13 protein-coding genes are annotated in these 18,362 nt (G+C 75.5%); 4 read left to right on the top strand and 9 right to left on the bottom strand.

The genetic code is table 11. The features are described from left to right. Positions 1-6 precede the first annotated feature (6 nt). Both purH and purN read right to left on the bottom strand, forming a co-directional pair. Positions 7-1,587, bottom strand: a complete 1,581-nt coding sequence (gene purH, locus PUR61_RS42490) for a bifunctional phosphoribosylaminoimidazolecarboxamide formyltransferase/IMP cyclohydrolase (protein WP_329885326.1) — start codon at positions 1,585-1,587, stop codon at positions 7-9. After that, complete coding sequence (gene purN, locus PUR61_RS42495) at positions 1,584-2,243, bottom strand: phosphoribosylglycinamide formyltransferase (protein WP_329885327.1); 660 nt, start codon at positions 2,241-2,243, stop codon at positions 1,584-1,586. The genes purH and purN overlap by 4 nt, the downstream gene beginning before the upstream one ends. Before the next feature lie 346 nt (positions 2,244-2,589). Here purN and PUR61_RS42500 point away from each other — a divergent pair, with 346 nt between their 5' ends. After that, positions 2,590-3,249, top strand: coding sequence for a hypothetical protein (locus PUR61_RS42500; protein WP_329885328.1), 660 nt, complete (start codon positions 2,590-2,592; stop codon positions 3,247-3,249). A gap of 115 nt (positions 3,250-3,364) precedes the next feature. Here PUR61_RS42500 and PUR61_RS42505 read toward each other — a convergent pair whose 3' ends face one another. Next, positions 3,365-4,828 (bottom strand): cell division protein PerM, encoded by a 1,464-nt coding sequence (locus PUR61_RS42505; RefSeq protein WP_329885329.1) that lies wholly within the window; start codon positions 4,826-4,828, stop codon positions 3,365-3,367. A 135-nt stretch (positions 4,829-4,963) separates the two neighbouring features. Between PUR61_RS42505 and PUR61_RS42510 the strand changes: the two genes are divergently transcribed. Beyond that, positions 4,964-7,096 carry a sigma factor-like helix-turn-helix DNA-binding protein gene (locus tag PUR61_RS42510; RefSeq protein WP_329885330.1) on the top strand — a complete coding sequence of 711 codons (2,133 nt, stop codon included), beginning with the start codon at positions 4,964-4,966 and terminating at the stop codon, positions 7,094-7,096. A gap of 91 nt (positions 7,097-7,187) precedes the next feature. Here the strand turns inward: PUR61_RS42510 and sucD are convergent, their stop codons facing one another. The 5 genes from sucD to PUR61_RS42535 form a co-directional block, all read right to left on the bottom strand. Then, a complete protein-coding gene (sucD, locus tag PUR61_RS42515; protein WP_329885331.1) occupies positions 7,188-8,072 on the bottom strand; it encodes a succinate--CoA ligase subunit alpha in 885 nt (294 codons plus the stop codon). Between the two features lie 19 nt (positions 8,073-8,091). Continuing rightward, complete coding sequence (gene sucC / locus PUR61_RS42520; RefSeq protein ID WP_329885332.1) at positions 8,092-9,264, bottom strand: ADP-forming succinate--CoA ligase subunit beta; 1,173 nt, start codon at positions 9,262-9,264, stop codon at positions 8,092-8,094. Positions 9,265-9,644: 380 nt separating this feature from the next. Next, complete coding sequence (locus PUR61_RS42525) at positions 9,645-10,844, bottom strand: VWA domain-containing protein (protein ID WP_329885333.1); 1,200 nt, start codon at positions 10,842-10,844, stop codon at positions 9,645-9,647. 28 nt (positions 10,845-10,872) lie between these two features. Then, on the bottom strand, positions 10,873-13,227 hold the full coding sequence (locus tag PUR61_RS42530; RefSeq protein WP_329885334.1) for a DUF5682 family protein: 2,355 nt from the start codon (positions 13,225-13,227) through the stop codon (positions 10,873-10,875). 36 nt (positions 13,228-13,263) lie between these two features. After that, a complete protein-coding gene (locus PUR61_RS42535) occupies positions 13,264-14,358 on the bottom strand; it encodes an ATP-binding protein (protein WP_329885335.1) in 1,095 nt (364 codons plus the stop codon). Positions 14,359-14,534: 176 nt separating this feature from the next. On the opposite strand from PUR61_RS42535, the gene PUR61_RS42540 reads away from it, so the two are divergent. Both PUR61_RS42540 and PUR61_RS42545 read left to right on the top strand, forming a co-directional pair. Continuing rightward, positions 14,535-15,860 carry an SWIM zinc finger family protein gene (locus tag PUR61_RS42540; RefSeq protein WP_329885336.1) on the top strand — a complete coding sequence of 442 codons (1,326 nt, stop codon included), beginning with the start codon at positions 14,535-14,537 and terminating at the stop codon, positions 15,858-15,860. After that, positions 15,860-17,500: a DUF5691 domain-containing protein gene (locus tag PUR61_RS42545; RefSeq protein WP_329885337.1), complete on the top strand. Its 1,641-nt coding sequence runs from the start codon at positions 15,860-15,862 to the stop codon at positions 17,498-17,500. The genes PUR61_RS42540 and PUR61_RS42545 overlap by 1 nt, the downstream gene beginning before the upstream one ends. A gap of 162 nt (positions 17,501-17,662) precedes the next feature. On the opposite strand, the gene PUR61_RS42550 is transcribed toward PUR61_RS42545, so the two are convergent. Further along, a complete protein-coding gene (locus PUR61_RS42550; protein WP_329885338.1) occupies positions 17,663-18,070 on the bottom strand; it encodes a cobalamin B12-binding domain-containing protein in 408 nt (135 codons plus the stop codon). Between the last annotated feature and the right edge of the window lie 292 nt (positions 18,071-18,362).

Consider the following 18,362-nt stretch of genomic DNA (forward strand, 5'->3'; position numbering starts at 1 on the left):
GGGGCGTCAGTGGAAGAAGTGCCGGGTACCGGTGAGGTACATGGTCACGCCCGCCTCGGCGGCCGCCGCGACGACCTCCTCGTCCCGGATCGAACCGCCCGGCTGGACGATCGCCCGGACACCGGCGGCGATCAGGATCGCCGGCCCGTCCGCGAACGGGAAGAACGCGTCGGAGGCCGCGTACGAGCCCTTGGCCCGCTCGCCGGCCCGCTCGACCGCGAGCTTGCAGGAGTCCACCCGGTTGACCTGGCCCATGCCCACGCCCACCGAGGCGCCGTCCTTGGCCAGCAGGATCGCGTTCGACTTGACGGCCCGGCAGGCCCGCCAGGCGAAGGCCAGCTCGGCCAGCTCGGCCTCGGAGAGCGCCTCGCCGGTGGCCAGCGTCCAGGTCGCCGGGTCGTCGCCCTCGGCGTGCACCCGGTCGGCGTCCTGGAGCAGCACGCCACCGGAGATCTGGCGCACCTCCTGGCGGACGGCCGGGGCCTCGGGGGCCAGCAGCACCCGCAGGTTCTTCTTGCGGGCCAGCACCTCGACGGCGCCGTCCTCGTAACCGGGGGCCACCACGACCTCGGTGAAGATCGGGGCGATCTGCTCGGCCAGCGCCACGGTGACCGGGCGGTTCACGGCGATCACACCGCCGTACGCCGAGGCCGGGTCGCACTCGTGCGCCTTGCGGTGCGCCTCGGCGACGTCGGCGCCGACCGCGATGCCGCACGGGTTGGCGTGCTTGATGATCGCGACGGCCGGCTCCGCGTGGTCGTGCGCGGCGCGGCGGGCGGCATCGGTGTCGACGTAGTTGTTGTACGACATCTCCTTGCCGTGCAACTGCTGCGCGCCGGCCAGGCCGCCGGTGCCGTCGGTGTAGAGCGCGGCGCCCTGGTGCGGGTTCTCGCCGTAGCGGAGCACGTTCTGGCGCTCGAAGGTGGAGCCGAGGAAGGCCGGGAACGCGTCCTCGGTCTCGGTGTAGCCGGAGGTCTCGAACCAGTCGGCCACCGCGACGTCGTAGGCCGCGGTGTGGGCGAAGGCCCGGGCGGCCAGCCGCTTGCGGGTCAGCAGGTCGAAGCCACCGGACTGCACGGCCGCGAGCACGTCGGCGTAGCGGGCCGGGTCGACCACGACAGCCACCGAGGGGTGGTTCTTGGCGGCGGCGCGGACCATGCTCGGGCCGCCGATGTCGATCTGCTCGACGCACTCGTCCGGGGTGGCGCCGGAGGCGACGGTCGCCTTGAACGGGTAGAGGTTCACCACGACCAGGTCGAAGGGCTCGACGCCCAGCTCGACCAGCTGCTCACGGTGCGACTCCAGCCGCAGGTCGGCCAGCACGCCGGCGTGCACGCGCGGGTGCAGCGTCTTCACGCGCCCGTCCAGGCACTCCGGAAAGCCCGTCAGCTCGGAGACCTCGGTCACCGGGACGCCCGCGGCGGCGATCCGGCCGGCGGTGGAACCGGTGGAGACGATGGCGACCCCGGCGGCGTGCAGGCCCTGGGCCAGCTCCTCCAGACCGGTCTTGTCGTACACGCTGATCAGGGCGCGGCGGATCGGACGGACGTCCTCGGAGACAACGGGCGTGGTGGGAGCGGCGCTCATGCCGGAATCCATACCTTTCGGTCCTCGATGCGGTGACCCTCGCGGGCCAGCCGGCCCACGACGTCGACGAGCAGCTTGCGCTCGACAGTCTTGATGCGCTCGTGCAGCGCGTCGCCGCCATCGGCGTGGTCGGCGTCGAGAACCTCCACGACGCCCTGCGCGATGATCGGCCCGGTGTCGACGCCGGCGTCGACGAAGTGGACGGTGCAGCCGGTGACCTTCACCCCGTACGCCAGCGCGTCGGTGACGCCGTGGGCGCCGGGGAAGGCGGGCAGCAGCGCGGGGTGGGTGTTGACGATCCGCCCGGCGAAGGCCGCGATGAACTCGGGGCCGAGGATCTTCATGAAGCCGGCCGTGACGACCAGGTCCGGCTCGTACGCCCGCACCGAGTCGGCCAGCGCGCGGTCCCAGCCGGCCCGGTCCGCGAAGTCCTTCACCCGCTGCACGAAGACCGGCAGACCGGCACGCCCGGCACGCTCCAGCCCGGCGATGCCGTCGCGGTCCGCACCCACGGCGAGGATCTCGGCGCCGAACTGCGGGTCGGCGGCGGCGTCGATCAGGGCCTGCAGATTGGTGCCGGAGCCCGAGACCAGCACCACCAGACGGGCCGGTCCGGGCGTGCGGGGCGGGAAGAGCTGAGCGGGGGCGGCGGCCACTGCGCGATTCTCCGTAGGTCGGTCGCCGTCCGCTGGTACGTCCACCGGCGGTGGGGCCACTACGAACGGCAGGTCGAGCGAGGGGGAACTCCGAGAAAACCCGCCGCGACGCGGGAGCCCGGGGAACCCGTGCGAGCTGCTGACCGTCACCACGATAACGGCTGGTCGGACGGCCTCCGAAACGCCCACTCGGGCTACGCGCGTAGCTGAGACCGGGATCTCGCCGGGCAGCCCGCCCGGCCCGGTCGGCCTCCGACGGCAGGCCGCCGAAGCCTCCCGCGCACGCCTGCGGGATCATAGGGTGGCGCGGGCATCCGCCCACCGACCGAGAAGGAATGGCCGAACCATGAGCAGCGGAGACGACACCGGCGAGCGCAACCCCTTCGCGCCGCCGCCGGCGGATGCCCCTGACCAGCCGTGGCGGCCGCGAGCTCCCCGCCCGAACGGGGGCGCCGACCGGCCCGACGGTCAGGACGGCGAGCCGGACGAGCGCCCGCTCGTCCCGCCGCCGCACCCGTGGAGCCCCGGCTACCAGGGCGGCGGCCGGAACCCCCGCCCGTCGGCACCCCAGCCGCCCAAGCTCGACCCGAACGACCCGGCCCAGCGCCGGGCCCGCAACGCCGCCCTGGCCGGCATGATCTCGCTGGTCTGCGCCTTCGCGTCGCTGCACTACGTCGCGCTGTTCGTCGGCGCGCTCGCCGTCTTCTGGGGCGTCTCCGCCATGCGGGCCCCCAAGCAGAGCTCCGGCGCGGGTACGGCGGGCGGGGGATCGGCCGGTCAGGCGCCGTCGGAGCCCTCCACGCCCAACCCCCTGACCCCGGCCGCCCTGGCCGGCATCCTCACCGGGGCGATGACGGTGGTCTTCGTCTCCTCGGTGCTCGGTCTCGCGGTCTACTACAACGACTACGTCACCTGCGTCCAGGACTCGCTGACCTCCAGCGCGGTCGACGGCTGCGACAAGCTCGCACCGCAGTGGTACGTGGACATCACCAAGACGAGCGAGTAGGCGACACCCGGCCGGCGGTCCGAGGGCGGACCGCCGTCCGCGGTCGGTGTCCGGCGGCAGGGGGTCGATGCCGGGACGCCGGCACGGGCCCGTTCCGGCCGGTCCCTGCCGCGACTCACTCCGTGCGGCCCGCCCGGCCGGACAACCGGACCACCGCGGCGTACGACCGGGCGCGCAGCAGCAGCACGCCCCGGCGCGCGGTGAGGACGAGCGCGCCGGTCCCGGTCCGCCCGGCGGACGCCCGCAGGGCGCGGCCCCGGGTCACCAACGCGATCGGACCCGCCACCACCGCCACCCAGACCGTCGCTGCCAACCCCGTCGACCACGGCGCCGGGCCGAGCCAGGCCATCCGCCCGCCCGCCAGCGCCCCGCCGGAGAGCCAGCCGAGCAGCGCCGCCCCGCCGCCGGTCAGCAGTGCGACCGCCAGCACCGCCGTCACCGTGGCGGACGCGTGCCACGGCGACCTCGGACCCGGCCCGGTCTCCTCGCCCCGCCTCCGCTCCGGCGCCCCCGCTGCCGCCTCGGCCTCCGCCGGGCCCTCCGGGCGTCCGCCGGCCGCCGCCACCCGGCCCAGCAGAAGCCCCGGCACCACCCCCGCCGCCACGGGCAGCAGGCAGACCAGCAGCCGCCAACCGCCCGCCCCCGGGTCCGGCAGCAGCGCGAGCAGCGGGAACTCCGGCACCGGCCCGAGGACCGTCCGCGTCGGCGCGGCCACCGCTCCCGTGCCCACCGCGAACCCCGGCCCGAGCGCGTACGCCGCACCCCACAGCACCGCGTTCGGCAGCAGCACCACGCCGAGCAGCACCGTCCCCGCGACCGCCGCCGGGCCACCCGCCAGTGCCGCCGCCGGACGATCGCCGCCGTCCACCGCTGCCAGCAGAGCCGCCCCGGCCAGCACCGCCGAGCCCGCCGCCAGCAGCCCCGCCCCGGCCGCCAGCACCGCCACCCGGACCGTCTCCGCTCCCCCCACCGGACGAATCACCGTCGGCGGCCGGACCGGCCCCGGCAACCGGGCCAGCACGCGCTCCCACCCACCCGACGGCAGCCGCACCGGCTCCCCGCGACGGGCACCCGCCGCCGTCGCCGCCCCGGCCAGTGCCGCGACGACCAGCAGATCCGGCAGCACCCGCGCGCGGAACTCCCCCGCACCCGCGCACTGCGCCACCACCCCGACCGCCACCGCGCAGTAACCGGCCCAGACCGCGAACGCGCCGCCCCGCCGGCTCCGCCCCGCCCCGCCGGCTCCCGTCCGCCTCCCCGCCCGCGCACCCGCGCGGTACAGCTGGACCGTCGTCAGCAGTCCGAGCAGCAGCGGGGTCACCGTCAGCGGCGCCTCGGACGCCCCGCGCAGCACCGGCGCCCCGTGTCCGAGCAGCCAGAGCGCCCCCGCCAGTCGCAACGCCCCGGTCGCACCGTCGTCCGCGTACGGGGTCACCACCCAGAGCCCGAGCACCGGGACGGCGACGGCGGCCAGCCCGATCAGGGCGGTCCGGACCCCCGCCAGCAGGGCGGACAACACCGGTCTGGCGCCCAGTTCGCCCGGCACTTCGAGAATCGGACGGCCCATCAGCTGCGTCATGCGGCTCATCGTGCCAAGGCGACTCGCCATGCTCCGTGAAGAGGCAAACCGCCGGGGTGTCCCAGATTATTGGCTTATGCGCATTTTCAGACCCTGCCCTCACGCCGCCGCCACCGACCCGGCCCGGAGCGTCTGATGACCAAGCCCCCGACCGCCGAGCGCCCCACCGGCCAGCCGACCCCCCCACCCGCACCGCAGAACGCCGGCGCGAAAGGCCGCCCCGGCAAGGCCAAGGCCGGACGCGGCCGGTCCGGGACCGCCAAGGCCCCGCCGAAGGAGACGCCCCCGGGAACCGCGCCGCAGGAGGAGGCCGCACGGCTGCTCGGCCGGTTGACGGCCCGTGAGGCCGAGGCCTTCGCCCACCTCGCGGCCGGCCGGGACCTCGCCGAGACCGCTACCGCACTCGGAGTCACCCCGACCACCGCCCGCAGCTACCAGCACCGGGCCCTGCGCAAGCTCGGCACCCGCACCCAGGCCGAGATCGTCGCCTTCGCCGCCCTGCTGGGCCCCGTAGGGCCCGAAAGGTCGACGTCGGCATCGGCATCGGCATCGGCAGCAGAGACGCCGACGGCCGCGTCGAAGGCTGTCCCGGCGGCCGACCCCGACCCGGCGCCGGACCCGGCCGGCGGCGCCGCCCCGGGAGGTGTCCGCACCGGCGACCCGGCTGCCGACGGTCGCCCGGCCCCCGACACACCCGCCCCGGCGCCCCGGGCCGACCGGACGTCAGCCGGTACGGCCGCCCCGGGGGCCGGGAGTGACACACCCGGCGGCCGGGCCGTCCCGGCGGCGCCGACGAAGCGGTCGCCCGACACCGCACCCGGCGGCCGCCCGGCGGCCGGCACCGGCACCGGCAAAGACGACAAGGACGGCAAGGACGACGAGCCGACGGCCGCCCGGCAGGCCCCCGCGCGCGCCGGTACCCCTGCACCGGAGGCCGCACCGGGCAAGCGGCCCGATCGGCCCGCCGCCGACCCGTCGGCGGCCCCCGGCGCCCGGCCCGCCGCCCCCGCGCAGGCCGGGGAGGGTGGGCCGACCACCCCTGGCCGCCGCCCCGCCGAACTCCCGGCGGCGGGCATCCCCACCGCGTCCGCCGGCGAGGCCGGCCCGCCGACGGCCGCCGACGGGCAGCGTCCGGCAGCGGCGAGCACCGGCTCCGGCGCGGACGCTCCCACCGTCACCGGCCCGCACACCGACCCGACCGTCGACCAGGGCGTCGGCGCGGACACCGGCGCGGGCTCCTTCGAGGAGCTGTACGAGAGGACGCACACCCGGCTCGTGCAGCAGACGTTCCTGCTCACCACCTGCAAGCACCGGGCCGTGCACTGCGTCGGGCGCGCGTTCGGAGAGGCGCGGCGGCGGTGGACGGAGGTGGTCGCGGCGGGCGCGCCGGAACGGTGGGTGCGGACGCGGGCGTTCGAGCTGGCCCTCTCGCCGTGGCACCGGGGCGGGCCCCGGCGGGCGCACGCCTGGCGACTGCCGCACCGGCGGATCAAGGTGCGCCCGGCCGACGAGTCCCAGGCGGTGCTCCCGGACCACGACCGCCTCACCGACCGCGACCGCGCGCTGCTGAAGGCGCTCCGGCGGCTCTCCCGCCCGCAGCGCCGGGCACTGGTGCTGCACGACGGCCTGGGCCTGCCGGCCGACGCGGTGGCGGTCGAGGTGGAGTCGACGGTGGCGGCGGCCGAGGGCCGGGTCTGGGCGGCCCGGACGTCGCTGGCGCACTGGGTGCCGGACCTGGTCGGGACGGACCCGGCGGCGGACGGGTTCGCCGACCGGCTGAGCGGGCTGCTGCACCGGGCGGCGGTGCGCGGGGCCCCGGAACCGCACCGCCCGCCGGTGCCGCTGCTGCGGGCCCGGCACGGGCTGGTGAACGCGGGCCGGACGGGGGCGGCGGCACTGCTCACGGTGGCGGTGGGCGGCGCGGTGGCGGCGACGCTCGCGGGCGGCGGGCCCGGGGAGCTGTTCCGGCCGGCCGATGCGCCGCCGCCGGTGCTCTGCGCGCCGGTCCCGACGCTCGCGACGGAGCCCGAGGCGCTGCTCCCGCTGCTCCCGGACGGGGCGCCCTCCGGGATCCGCAGCCTCTGGTGCTCGCCGACCCCGGGCCTGGAGCCGGTGGTGATGGATCCGCCGCCGCCCCGGCCCGACGATCCGTACCGGCCGCCGACGGCGGGGCGGGCGGCCGAGGCGCTGCCGCCGCCGGGCACGGTGGCCGTCGGTCCCCACCCGTGCCACGACTGGGCACTGCACCCGTGCGCGGCCGGTCGCTGAACCCCGGCCGCCGGGACCGGGCGACGGCCCCGGAAAGGCGAGCGCCCCCGCCCGGATCACCGGACGGGGGCGCTCGACCTGAGCAGGAGCGTCAGCCCTTGAACAGCTCACGCGCCAGGCGGGCGGTCTCGGACGGCGTCTTGCCGACCTTGACACCGGCGGCCTCAAGGGCCTCCTTCTTCGCCTGGGCGGTGCCCGAGGAGCCGGAGACGATGGCGCCGGCGTGGCCCATGGTCTTGCCCTCGGGGGCGGTGAAGCCCGCGACGTAGCCGACGACCGGCTTGGTGACGTGCTCGGCGATGTAGGCCGCGGCACGCTCCTCGGCGTCGCCGCCGATCTCACCGATCATGACGATGAGCTCGGTCTCCGGGTCCTCCTGGAACGCCTTGAGGGCGTCGATGTGGGTGGTGCCGATGACCGGGTCACCGCCGATGCCCACGGCCGAGGAGAAGCCGATGTCGCGCAGCTCGTACATGAGCTGGTAGGTCAGGGTGCCGGACTTCGAGACCAGACCGATCTTGCCGGCCTTGGTGATGTCGGCCGGGATGATGCCGGCGTTCGACTGTCCGGGGCTGATCAGACCGGGGCAGTTCGGGCCGATGATCCGGGTCACGTTGCCCTTCGAGCCGGCGTGGGCCCAGAAGGCTGCGGTGTCGTGCACCGGGACGCCCTCGGTGATGACGACGGCCAGGCCGATCTCGGCGTCGATGGCCTCGACGACGGCGTCCTTGGTGAACTTCGGCGGCACGAAGATGACGGTGACGTCGGCACCGGTCTTCTCGATGGCCTCGGCGACGGTGCCGAAGACGGGCACGTCGGTGCCGTCGACGTCGACCGTGGTGCCGGCCTTGCGCGGGTTGACACCGCCGACGATCTGGGTGCCGGAGGCGAGCATGCGGCGGGTGTGCTTCATGCCCTCGGAGCCGGTCATGCCCTGAACGATGACCTTGCTGTCCTTGGTAAGGAAGATAGCCATGGTGTGAAAGTCCCCTTCCTTACTTGTTGGCCAGCTCGGCGGCGCGGTCGGCCGCACCGTCCATGGTGTCCACGCGCTGGACCAGCGGGTGGTTGGCGTCGTCGAGGATCTTGCGACCCAGCTCCGCGTTGTTGCCGTCGAGGCGGACGACGAGCGGCTTGGTGACGGCCTCGCCCTTCGACGCGAGCAGCTCCAGGGCCTGCACGATGCCGTTGGCGACGGCGTCGCACGCGGTGATGCCACCGAAGACGTTGACGAAGACCGACTTGACGTCGGGGTCGCCCAGGATGATCTCCAGGCCGTTCGCCATCACCTCGGCGGAGGCACCGCCACCGATGTCGAGGAAGTTGGCGGGCTTGACGCCGCCGTGGTTCTCGCCCGCGTAGGCGACCACGTCGAGGGTGCTCATGACGAGACCCGCGCCGTTGCCGATGATGCCGACCTCGCCGTCGAGCTTGACGTAGTTGAGGCCCTTGGCCTTGGCGGCGGCCTCCAGCGGGTTGGCCGCGGCCTTGTCCTCGAGCGCCTCGTGCTCCGGCTGGCGGAACTCGGCGTTCTCGTCCAGGGAGACCTTGCCGTCGAGCGCGATGATCTTGCCGTCACCGGACTTGATCAGCGGGTTGACCTCGACGAGGAGGGCGTCCTCCTTGATGAAGACGACCCAGAGCTTCTGCAGGACATCGGCGACCTGGTCGGCGATCTCGGCCGGGAACTTCGCCGCGGCGACGATCTCGGCGGCCTTCTCCGGGGTCACACCCTCGTTGGCGTCGACCGGGATCTTCGCGAGCGCCTCCGGGTTCTGCTCCGCGACGACCTCGATCTCCACACCGCCCTCGACGCTGGCCATGGCCAGGAAGGTGCGGTTGGTGCGGTCGAGCAGGAAGGAGACGTAGTACTCCTCCTTGATGTCCGCGGTCTGGGCCAGCATCACCTTGTGAACGGTGTGGCCCTTGATGTCCATGCCGAGGATCGCCCCGGCCTTGGCGACGGCGTCCGCCGGGTCGGCGGCGAGCTTGACGCCACCGGCCTTGCCTCGGCCACCCACCTTCACCTGAGCCTTGACGACGGCGCGGCCGCCGAAGCGCTCCGCGATGGCGGCAGCGTCTGCGGCGGTCTCGATGACATCACCGTCAAGCACGGGCACGCCGTGCTTGGCGAAGATGTCCCTCGCCTGGTACTCGAACAGGTCCACGTGTTTGTCCTTGTTCGTGGTCGCGGATTGTGTCTCTACGAGCGTGCCACGGCAGGATCTTCGCTGCGGGTCGTCGGGGCGGTGCGGGTACGCAGAGGTACGGCCTTGCGGCCCACACAGCCACGGGCGCACACGTCAATCAACACGCGCGTCACGTCCGTCTGGCAGGTTATCGCCGTACGACGGGCGTGTTTCGCCCGGGACCGGCCCGTCTTTGGTGAGAACCATCACAGAAAGCCTACGGGCGCACGCCGGGCGCTCTGACCGGCGGGTCAGCCGAGCCGTGCCACTCCTTCCCTCGTCCGGGTGAACCCGGCTCCGCAGCGTTAACGCCCCCCCTGGTCCGGCCCCCGATCACGTCCCTCGTTCACGCGCCTCGTTCACGCCCCCTGGTCCGGGACCGGGACCGGGCGCTTCTCGATCGCCGCGGCCATGATCTCCGGGAAGACGTCGGGCGTGCAGGCGAAGGCCGGGGCTCCCAGCGCGGCCAGGGCGGCGGCGTGCGCGTGGTCGTAGGCGGGCGCGCCCTCGTCGGACAGCGACAGCAGCGCGATGAACTGGACCCCCGCCGCCTTCATCGCGGCGACCCGCTTGAGCATCTCGTCCCGGATGCCGCCCTCGTAGAGGTCGCTGATCAGCACCACGATCGTCTCCGACGGCCGGGTGATCCTGGACTGGCAGTAGGCGAGCGCGCGGTTGATGTCGGTGCCGCCGCCCAGCTGGGTGGCGAACAGCACGTCGACCGGATCGGCCAGCTGCTCGGTGAGGTCGACCACCGAGGTGTCGAAGACGACCAGGCGGGTGTCGAGGCTCTTCATCGAGGCGAGCACCGCGCCGAAGACCGCCGAGTGCACCACCGAAGGCGCCATGGAGCCGGACTGGTCGATGCAGAGGATGACGTCCTTCCTCACCGCGCGCTGCGCCCGGGCGTGGCCGACCAGCCGCTCGGGGACGACGGTGCCGTACTCGGGGAGGTAGTTCTTCAGGTTGGCCCGGACGGTGCGGTCCCAGTCGATGTCGCGGTGGCGCGGCCGGTTGACCCTGGCGCTGCGGTCCAGCGCGCCCCCGAGGGTGGCCCGGGTGCGGTCGGCGAGCCGGCGCTCCAGCCGGGCGACGACCTTGCCGACCACCGCGCGGGCGGTCTCGCGGGTGGTCTCGGGCAGCGCGTGCTTGAGCGAGAGCAGGGTGCCGACCAGATGGACGTCCGGCTCGACGGCCTCCAGCATCTCCGGCTCCAGCAGCAGTTGCTCCAGCCCGAGCCGGGTGATGGCGTCCTGCTGCATCAGCTGGACCACGGTGGCCGGGAAGTACTCCCGGATGTCGCCCAGCCAGCGGGCCACCTGGGGGGCCGAGCCGCCCAGGCCCGCGGCCCGTCGGCCGGTCCGGCCGACGGCGCGGCCCTCCTCCGGGGTGCCCCGGTAGAGCGCGGCGAGCGCGCCGTCGATCGCGGCGTCCCGGCCGCGCAGGGTCCGGCCGGTGCCGTCCGCCTCGCCGCCGAGGACCAGTCGCCAGCGGCGGAGCCGCTCGTCGGCGTCGAGGGGGGTGGCACCGGGGGTGGTGCCTGCGGTGGTGGCTGCCATCGGGTGCTCCTTCGCGGTCGAACGCGGATCAGGTGTCGCGGGCCCCGGCCTGCCGGGGGATCCTCGGCCGGTGGCCGGGGCGGTCCGGGGCCGGAGCCAGGCCGAGCAGCAGGGCGACCGCGGGCAGGGCCGCCTGCGCCCGGGCCGGGTCCAGCTCGACCGTGCCGTCGGCCGGTCCGGCCGGTTCGGCGTCGAGCGGTCCGGCCGCCACCCGGCTGCCCACGGTGGTGCGGACGCCCGTCTCCAGGGTGGCGAAGGTCCGGCGGAGCAGGGGCAGCACGTCGGTGAAGGTGTCCACCGACACGCCGGCCAGCCAGGCGTCGAGCAGGCCCAGCAGGCGCGGGTCGTGGAGCAGCAGGGCGCCGCCGCCGGTGAGGAAGCCCTCGATCCAACCGGCCGCGTCCGCCGGGCTGCCGGCGGCGGAGAGGACCAGGCCGAGCCGCCGGCCTGCCTCCTCCGGGTCGAGCCGGCCGTCGTCCAGCAGCAGCCGGACGGCCCGCCCCCGGAGCAGGCCGGGGACACCGGTGGCCGGTCCGCCCGCCGGCTCGCGCCGGGCGAGCGCGCGCAGCGTGTCGGCCCACCGGTCGGCGAGGCCGCCGGCCTCGTCCAGCAGGCCGATCGCGCCGTGCACCTCGTCGAGGTGGCCGCGCATCAGTGCCGCGCCCGCCGCCTCCAGGCCGGTGGAGGCGGGCGGCAGACCGATGCAGATCCGGTCGGCGAGCCCGCCGGCCACCTCGTCGAGCGCACCGTGGTCGGTGCCCCGGACGTCTCCGTAGCGCAGCGCGCGGACCAGGGCGGGCAGCGCGCGGGCGAGGTGGACGACGTCGGTGTCGAGGGCTGCGCAGTCGGCGAGCACCCGCATCACCTCGGGCAGCGCGTCAGCCAGCCCGGCCACCAGGCAGGACTCCACCAGGGAGGTGAGTTCGGCGAGTTCGACGGCGGCGCGGGCGGTGCCGACCGCCTTGCCGGCGGCGGCCCGTTCGACGGTGGTGCCCCACTGGGCGGCCTCGGCGATCCGGACGGCGAACTCGGGCTGCCAGCAGAGTCGCCAGCTCTCCCGGAACGTCCCGGTGGAGGCCACCGCGGACCGCGCCGGTACGCCCCAGTCGACGCCGAGCAGGCGGAGCCGGTGCAGCAGCCGGGAGCGGGCCGCGTCGTTCTCCTTGCGCAGGTCGAGGTCCAGCTCGCGCGGCTCGGCCTCGGGCTTGAGCCGCAACGTGCGCTGCCAGCGGGTGAGGTCGCGCTGGAGCGGGACGGCCGGCGCGCCGTCGGGCACCTCGCCGAGCGCGTCGCCGATCACCAGCCGGTCCCGGACCAGGGCCAGGGCGACGTCCGAGCCGTCGCACATCACCGACCGGACGGCGTCCAGCGCCTCGGTGAGCCCGGCGAGCGGGCGGCCGCGCATGACGGCGAGCGCGCGGGCCAGCCGGACGGCCTCGATGACGTGGGCGGAGGAGACCGGGTGGTCCTCGGCGCGGAGCAGACCGGCGGCCCGGGTGAGCCACTCGGGCAGCGGGTCGCCCTCGGCCCGGAAGAGGTGGTGGTACCAGCCCGGGGAGACGATCCCGGCGCCGTAGCCGCTGAGCTGGGAGAGCCGGCGGTACGTCCAGGGCACCCAGGTGATCTCGGTCCGGACCTTCCTCGGCAGTCCGGCGAGCACCGCCCGGTCGTGCGCCACGGTGGGCATGACGGCCAGTGCGGGGACGTGGAAGGCCCCGCAGACCACGGCGATCCGCCGGTGGCCGGCCCGGCGGGCGGCGCGGATCTGCTGGCGCATGTGCGCCTCGCGCTGTTCGTCGTGCCGGGTGACGCCGCCGCCGTCCTCGCGCAGCGCCGTCATCGCCTCGGCGACGGCCTCGAAGGGCGCGAGGGCGTCGGCGCCGGGCAGCCGGTGCTCGACGACGTCCTCCCACCAGCGCTCCGGGTCGTCGTGGCCGGCCGCCTCGGCCAGCCTGGCGATCGGGTCGCGCCGGAGACCGGGGTCCGCCTCCGCGACGCCCCCGTCCGCGTCTCCGTCCGCGCCGCCCTCGGGGGGCTCCGGGGGCTCCGAGGGCTCGGAGTCGGCGAAGCCGTAGGCGGCCGGCAGGTCGATGAAGCGCACCGGGACGCCGAGTTCGGCCGCGTACCGGATCGCCACCCACTCCGGCGAGAACGCGGCGTACGGCCAGAACGCCGCCCGGGCCGGGTCGTCCGCCGCGTGGGCCAGCAGGGCGACCGGCGGCACCATCTCCTTGTCGGCGGCCAGTCCGAGGATCGGATCGGCCTCCGGCGGGCCCTCGACCAGCACCGCGTCCGGCCGCAGCAGTTCCAGCGCGGCGGCCACCGCGCGGGCCGAGCCCGGCCCGTGGTGCCGTACGCCGAGCAGCGTCACCTCTGCGCTCATCGCGCCCTCCCTCCCGATGGGTTCCGGTCGTACTGGTCAGCGGGCGTTCTCGCGGGCGGCGCGGTAGAAGTCCTTCCAGCCGTCCCGCTCGCGGACCACGCCCTCGACGTACTCGCGCCAGACCACCTGGTCGGCGACGGGGTCGCGGACCACGGCACCGATCACGCCGGCGGCGACGTCGCCGGCCCGGAGCACGCCGTCGCCGAAGTGGGCGGCGAGTGCCAGGCCGTTGGTGACCACCGAGATCGCCTCGGCCGTGGAGAGGGTGCCGCTGGGCGTCTTCACCTTGGTCCGGCCGTCGGCGGTGATCCCGGCCCGCAGCTCCCGGAACACGGTCACCACGCGCCTGATCTCCTCGGCACCGCCCGGCAGTTCGGGCAGCTGCAGGGAGCGGCCGAGCTGCTCGACCCGGCGGGTGACGATGTCGACCTCTTCCTCCAGCGACCCCGGCAGCGGCAGCACCACGGTGTTGAAGCGGCGGCGCAGGGCGCTCGACAGCTCGTTCACGCCCCGGTCCCGGTCGTTGGCGGTGGCGATCAGGTTGAAGCCCCGGACGGCCTGCGTCTCCGAGCCCAGCTCCGGGATCGGCAGCGTCTTCTCCGACAGGATGGTGATCAGACTGTCCTGGACGTCCGCCGGAATGCGGGTCAGTTCCTCGACCCGGGCGATCTTCCCGTCCGCCATCGCCCGCATCAGCGGCGAGGGCACGAGCGCCTCCCGGCTGGGCCCGTTGGTGAGCAGCTGCGCGTAGTTCCAGCCGTACCGGACGGCCTCCTCCGGGGTACCGGCGGTGCCCTGGACCAGCAGGGTGGAGTCACCGCTGATCGCCGCGGCGAGGTGCTCGGACACCCAGGTCTTGGCGGTGCCGGGCACACCGAGCAGCAGCAGCGCCCGGTCGGTCGCCAGCGTCGTGACGGCGACCTCGACCACCCGGCGCGGGCCGATGTACTTGGGCGTGATCACGGTGCCGTCCGGGAGTTCGCCGCCCAACAGGTAGGTGGCGACCGCCCACGGCGACAGGCTCCAGCGCTCCGGACGCGGACGGTCGTCCTGCCCGGCCAGCGCGGCCAGCTCGGCGGCGAAGGCGTCCTCGGCGTGCTGCCGCAGGACGTCGGTCGTGACGTCGGTCATCGGGACTCCTTCGGGTCGGCCGCCGGGCACACGGGTGGCGGGGCGGCGAGTCGTCGGGGGGAGCCAGGTCGGCGTCCCGGCCTGTGGGAACCACCCTGCACCGGACCACTGACAATCCTGACCGGACCTCAGTTCGGGCCGCCCGACTGTCAGTCCCCCCGCCTACCGTCGTCGGCATGGAGGATCGCTGGAGCACCGAACACGTCCTGTCCCTGGCGCCCGACGCCACCTCGAAGAAGGCTGCGGGCAAGCTCTCGGCGCCCGCACCCTGGTCGGCCACGGGCACCGACGGTGACGCGGTCTGGGGCGAGTGCCGGGGCAGCGGCAGCACGCCGTACCGGACGGTCGTCGAACTCGCCACACCCGCCTACCGGTGCAGCTGCCCGAGCCGGAAGTTCCCGTGCAAGCACGCGCTCGGTCTCCTCCTGCTCTGGAGCTCCGCCCCCGACGCCGTGCCAGCCGCCGCCGAACCCGCCGACTGGGCCGCCGAGTGGCTGAAGGACCGCCAGGACCGCGCCGAGCGGCCCGCCGTGAAGGCCGAGAGCCCCGCCGACCCGGCCGCCGCCCGCCGACGCGCCGAGAAGCGCTCCGCCCGCGTCGCGGCAGGCGCCGCCGACCTGCGGCTGCGGCTGGCCGACCGGGTCCGGCACGGCCTGGCCGACCAGTCCGCCGCCGGCCCCTGGGAGGAGGTCGCCGCGCGCATGGTGGACGCCCAGGCACCCGGTCTGGCCACCCGTGTCCGCGAGCTCGACTCCGCCCCGCCCCACGGCCTCCTGGAGGAATACGCCATGCTCCACCTGCTCGCCACCGCCGCCACCCGGGTCGACGAACTGCCCGCGCCGCTCGCCGCCACCGTCCGCGCCAGGCTCGGCTACACCACGGACGCCGCCGACCTGCTGGCCGGCCCCACCGTCCGCGACCGCTGGCTGGTCCTCGGCAGCCGGACGTCCCCGATGGAGGGGGGCTCCGACGACCGGCTCACCACCCGGCGGCTCTGGCTGCGCGGCGCCAAGACCGGCCGGCCCGCCCTGCTGCTCGCCTTCGGCCGCCCCGGTCAGGCCCCCGACCTCGCCCTGCCCACCGGCCGGCTGGTCGAGGCCGAGCTGGCCTTCCACCCCGGCGCCCGCCCGCTGCGGGCCGCCCTCGGCACCCGGTACGGCGCCCCCGAGGCCGCCCCCGACGGCCCGCCGACCGGTCTGACCGTCGCCGAGGCCGTCGCCGGCTACGGCACCGCCGTCGCCGACGACCCCTGGCTGGACGCCTGGCCGACCACCCTCACCGAGGTCGTCCCCGTCCTCTCCCCCGAAGGCTGGCACCTCACCGACGGACGGCACACCCTCCCGGTCCACCGCGCCGCCACCCCGGAGGCCGCCCTCTGGCGTCTCGCCGCCGTCTCCACCGGCCGCCCGCTCACCGTCTTCGGCGAGTACGGCCACCGCGGCTTCGCCCCCGTCACCGCCTGGGGCCCGGACGGCCGCCCGATCGGCCTCACCACCGCCTGATGTCGACCGACCGCCTCACCGGAGGAGCCCCCGTGCCCGACCCCTGGGAGTCCCTGCACACCGCCGCCCTGCTCGGCACCGACCGGCGCCCGCTCCCCGCGCCGGACCAGTCCGCCCCGTACGCCCACGAGGTCGACCGCACCGACCCGGCCGCCGCGCTGCTCGAACTCGCCGCGCTGGAGACGGTCCGCCGCCGCGCCGGTGCGCTCCCCACCCCCGCCGCCGGGCCGCCCGCAGCACCCGCCCCCGAGGACGGCCGCCCCGAACTGCCGGCCCCGGCCGCCCGCCGCCTCGCCCTGCTGCTCTCCAGCCGCAGCACCGGCGGCGGCGTCCTCGCCAACCTCGGCGAGCTGCTCCCGCAGTGGCTGGCCACCGCCCGCGCCCGCGGCTTCCGCCCGCCCGCCGCCACCGTCCCCGCCCTGCTGGACGCCGCCCGGGCCCGCAGCGAGCTGCGCCCCGACGTGGTCGCGCTGGCCGGCCCGCTCGGCCGCTGGCTCGCCGGCCTCAATCCGGACTGGCGGTTCGTCCTGCGCACCGCCGCCGGGGCGCCGGAGAGCCCCGGCCCGGCCACCGGGGACGACCACCTCTGGCACGAGGGACTGTTCGCCGAGCGCGTCACCCATCTGACCCTGCTCCGCCGCCGGGAGCCGGCCGCCGGCCTCGCCCTGCTGCGGAGCACCTGGCCCACCGAGCGCGCCGAGGACCGGCTGCTGTTCCTGGACGCCCTCCAGGAGGGCCTCTCGCCCGCCGACGAACCCTTCCTGGAGGCGGCGCTCGGCGACCGCAGCAAGAACGTCCGGGCCACCGCCGCCGAGCTGCTCTCCACGCTCCCCGGCTCCGCGCTCGCCGCCCGGATGGCCGAGCGCGCCCGCGCCGCCGTCCACCTCTCCGAGCACGGCACCCACCTGCTGGTCACCCCGCCCGCCGAGTGCGACGCGGCCATGCAGCGCGACGGCATACCGCCCCAGTCGCCCACCGGGCGCGGCGAACGGGCCTGGTGGTTCGGCGAGGTGATCGCCGCCGCGCCGCTCGCCGTCTGGCCGGGGCACACCGGCCTGGCGCCCGCCCGGCTGCTCACCCTGCGGGTCGGCGACTCCATCGACGAGACCAGCAGCACCTGGGCCGACGACCTGCGCGAAGCCTGGGCCCGGGCCGCCGTCCGCCAGCAGGACGCCGACTGGGCGCGCGCGCTGCTCGGCCCCGCGCCCTCCCCCTTGCCCGGTCCCGGCCGGACCGCACGGAGCGCCCGCACCACCGGCGCCCCCGCCAAGCTGCTCGCCGTGCTCCCGCCCGCCGAACGGGCCGCCTGGACGGCCGCCTTCATCGAGGCGCACGGCCTGGGCGAGGCCTTCCAACTGCTCGGTGCCTGCGCGACCCCGTGGACGCCGCCGCTCTCCACCGCCGTGGTGGCCGCACTGGCCCGGGCCGCCGCGTCCGGCGCCTACCCGTGGAGCCACAGCGGGGTGCTCGGCATGACCGAGCGCGCGCTCTCCCCCCGGACCGCCGACGCCGTCGAGGCACTGGCCACCGACGCCGCGCCCGGCACCGCCTGGGGCGAGACCTTCGCCCGGTTGGCCGGCACCCTGCGCTTCCGCGAGGCGATGCTCGCCGAGCTGGCCGTGCCCGTGGACGCCGCCTGACGGGCGGGAGCCGCCCCGGTCCGGCGGCGTGGCTCCCGGCGGACGCACCCGGCGCGGACGCCGAAGGGCCGCCACGGGCAGAGGCGCGGCGGCTTCCAGCGCCCGTGGCGGCCCTTCGAGGATCGGCGCCCGTCCGGGAGCCGGCCGGGAGGCGGGAGCCGGCTAGCCGGCGGCCCGGAGGTTGGCCGTGACCCAGGCGACGACGTCAGTGGTCGGCGTGCCCGGGGTGAAGATGTCGGCGACGCCCATCGCCTTGAGCTCGACGATGTCCTCGTCCGGGATGATCCCGCCGCAGAAGACCTTGATGTCCTCCGCGTCGCGCTCCTTCAGCAGCTCCAGCACCCGCGCGCAGAGCGTCATGTGCGCCCCGGAGAGGATCGAGAGCCCGATGCCGTCCGCGTCCTCCTGGATCGCGGTGTCGACCACCTGCTCCGGTGTCTGGTGCAGCCCGGTGTAGATGACCTCCATACCGGCGTCGCGCAGGGCGCGCGCGATGACCTTGGCGCCGCGGTCGTGGCCGTCCAGCCCCGGCTTGGCGACCACCACGCGGATCGGTCCTGACACACCCATCACTGCCTCCTGGACCTCGTCGTCCACCACCCCACCGGACCTTGTGGGCACGGGCGAGGTTAACGCGCAATAACCAATCTGAGGGGAGGTTAGCGTCACGCGCCCCGGTTGGCCCGACCGCCCCTCAAGAGGAGGGGAAAATCACAGGCTGCCGGGGCCCGACCGCTTCCGGTCCCACTCTCTGATGTACCCCACAACCGCACACCCGCAGCCTCTTGACATCCGGACTTTTGTCCGGATGTCGGACTTCCGGCTACAGTCTCGGCTGTTTTCCCCTCGCCCGACGACGCGC

It is taken from the genome of Streptomyces sp. BE20 (genome assembly GCF_036322525.1).
Classification (GTDB): Bacteria; Actinomycetota; Actinomycetes; order Streptomycetales; family Streptomycetaceae; genus Kitasatospora.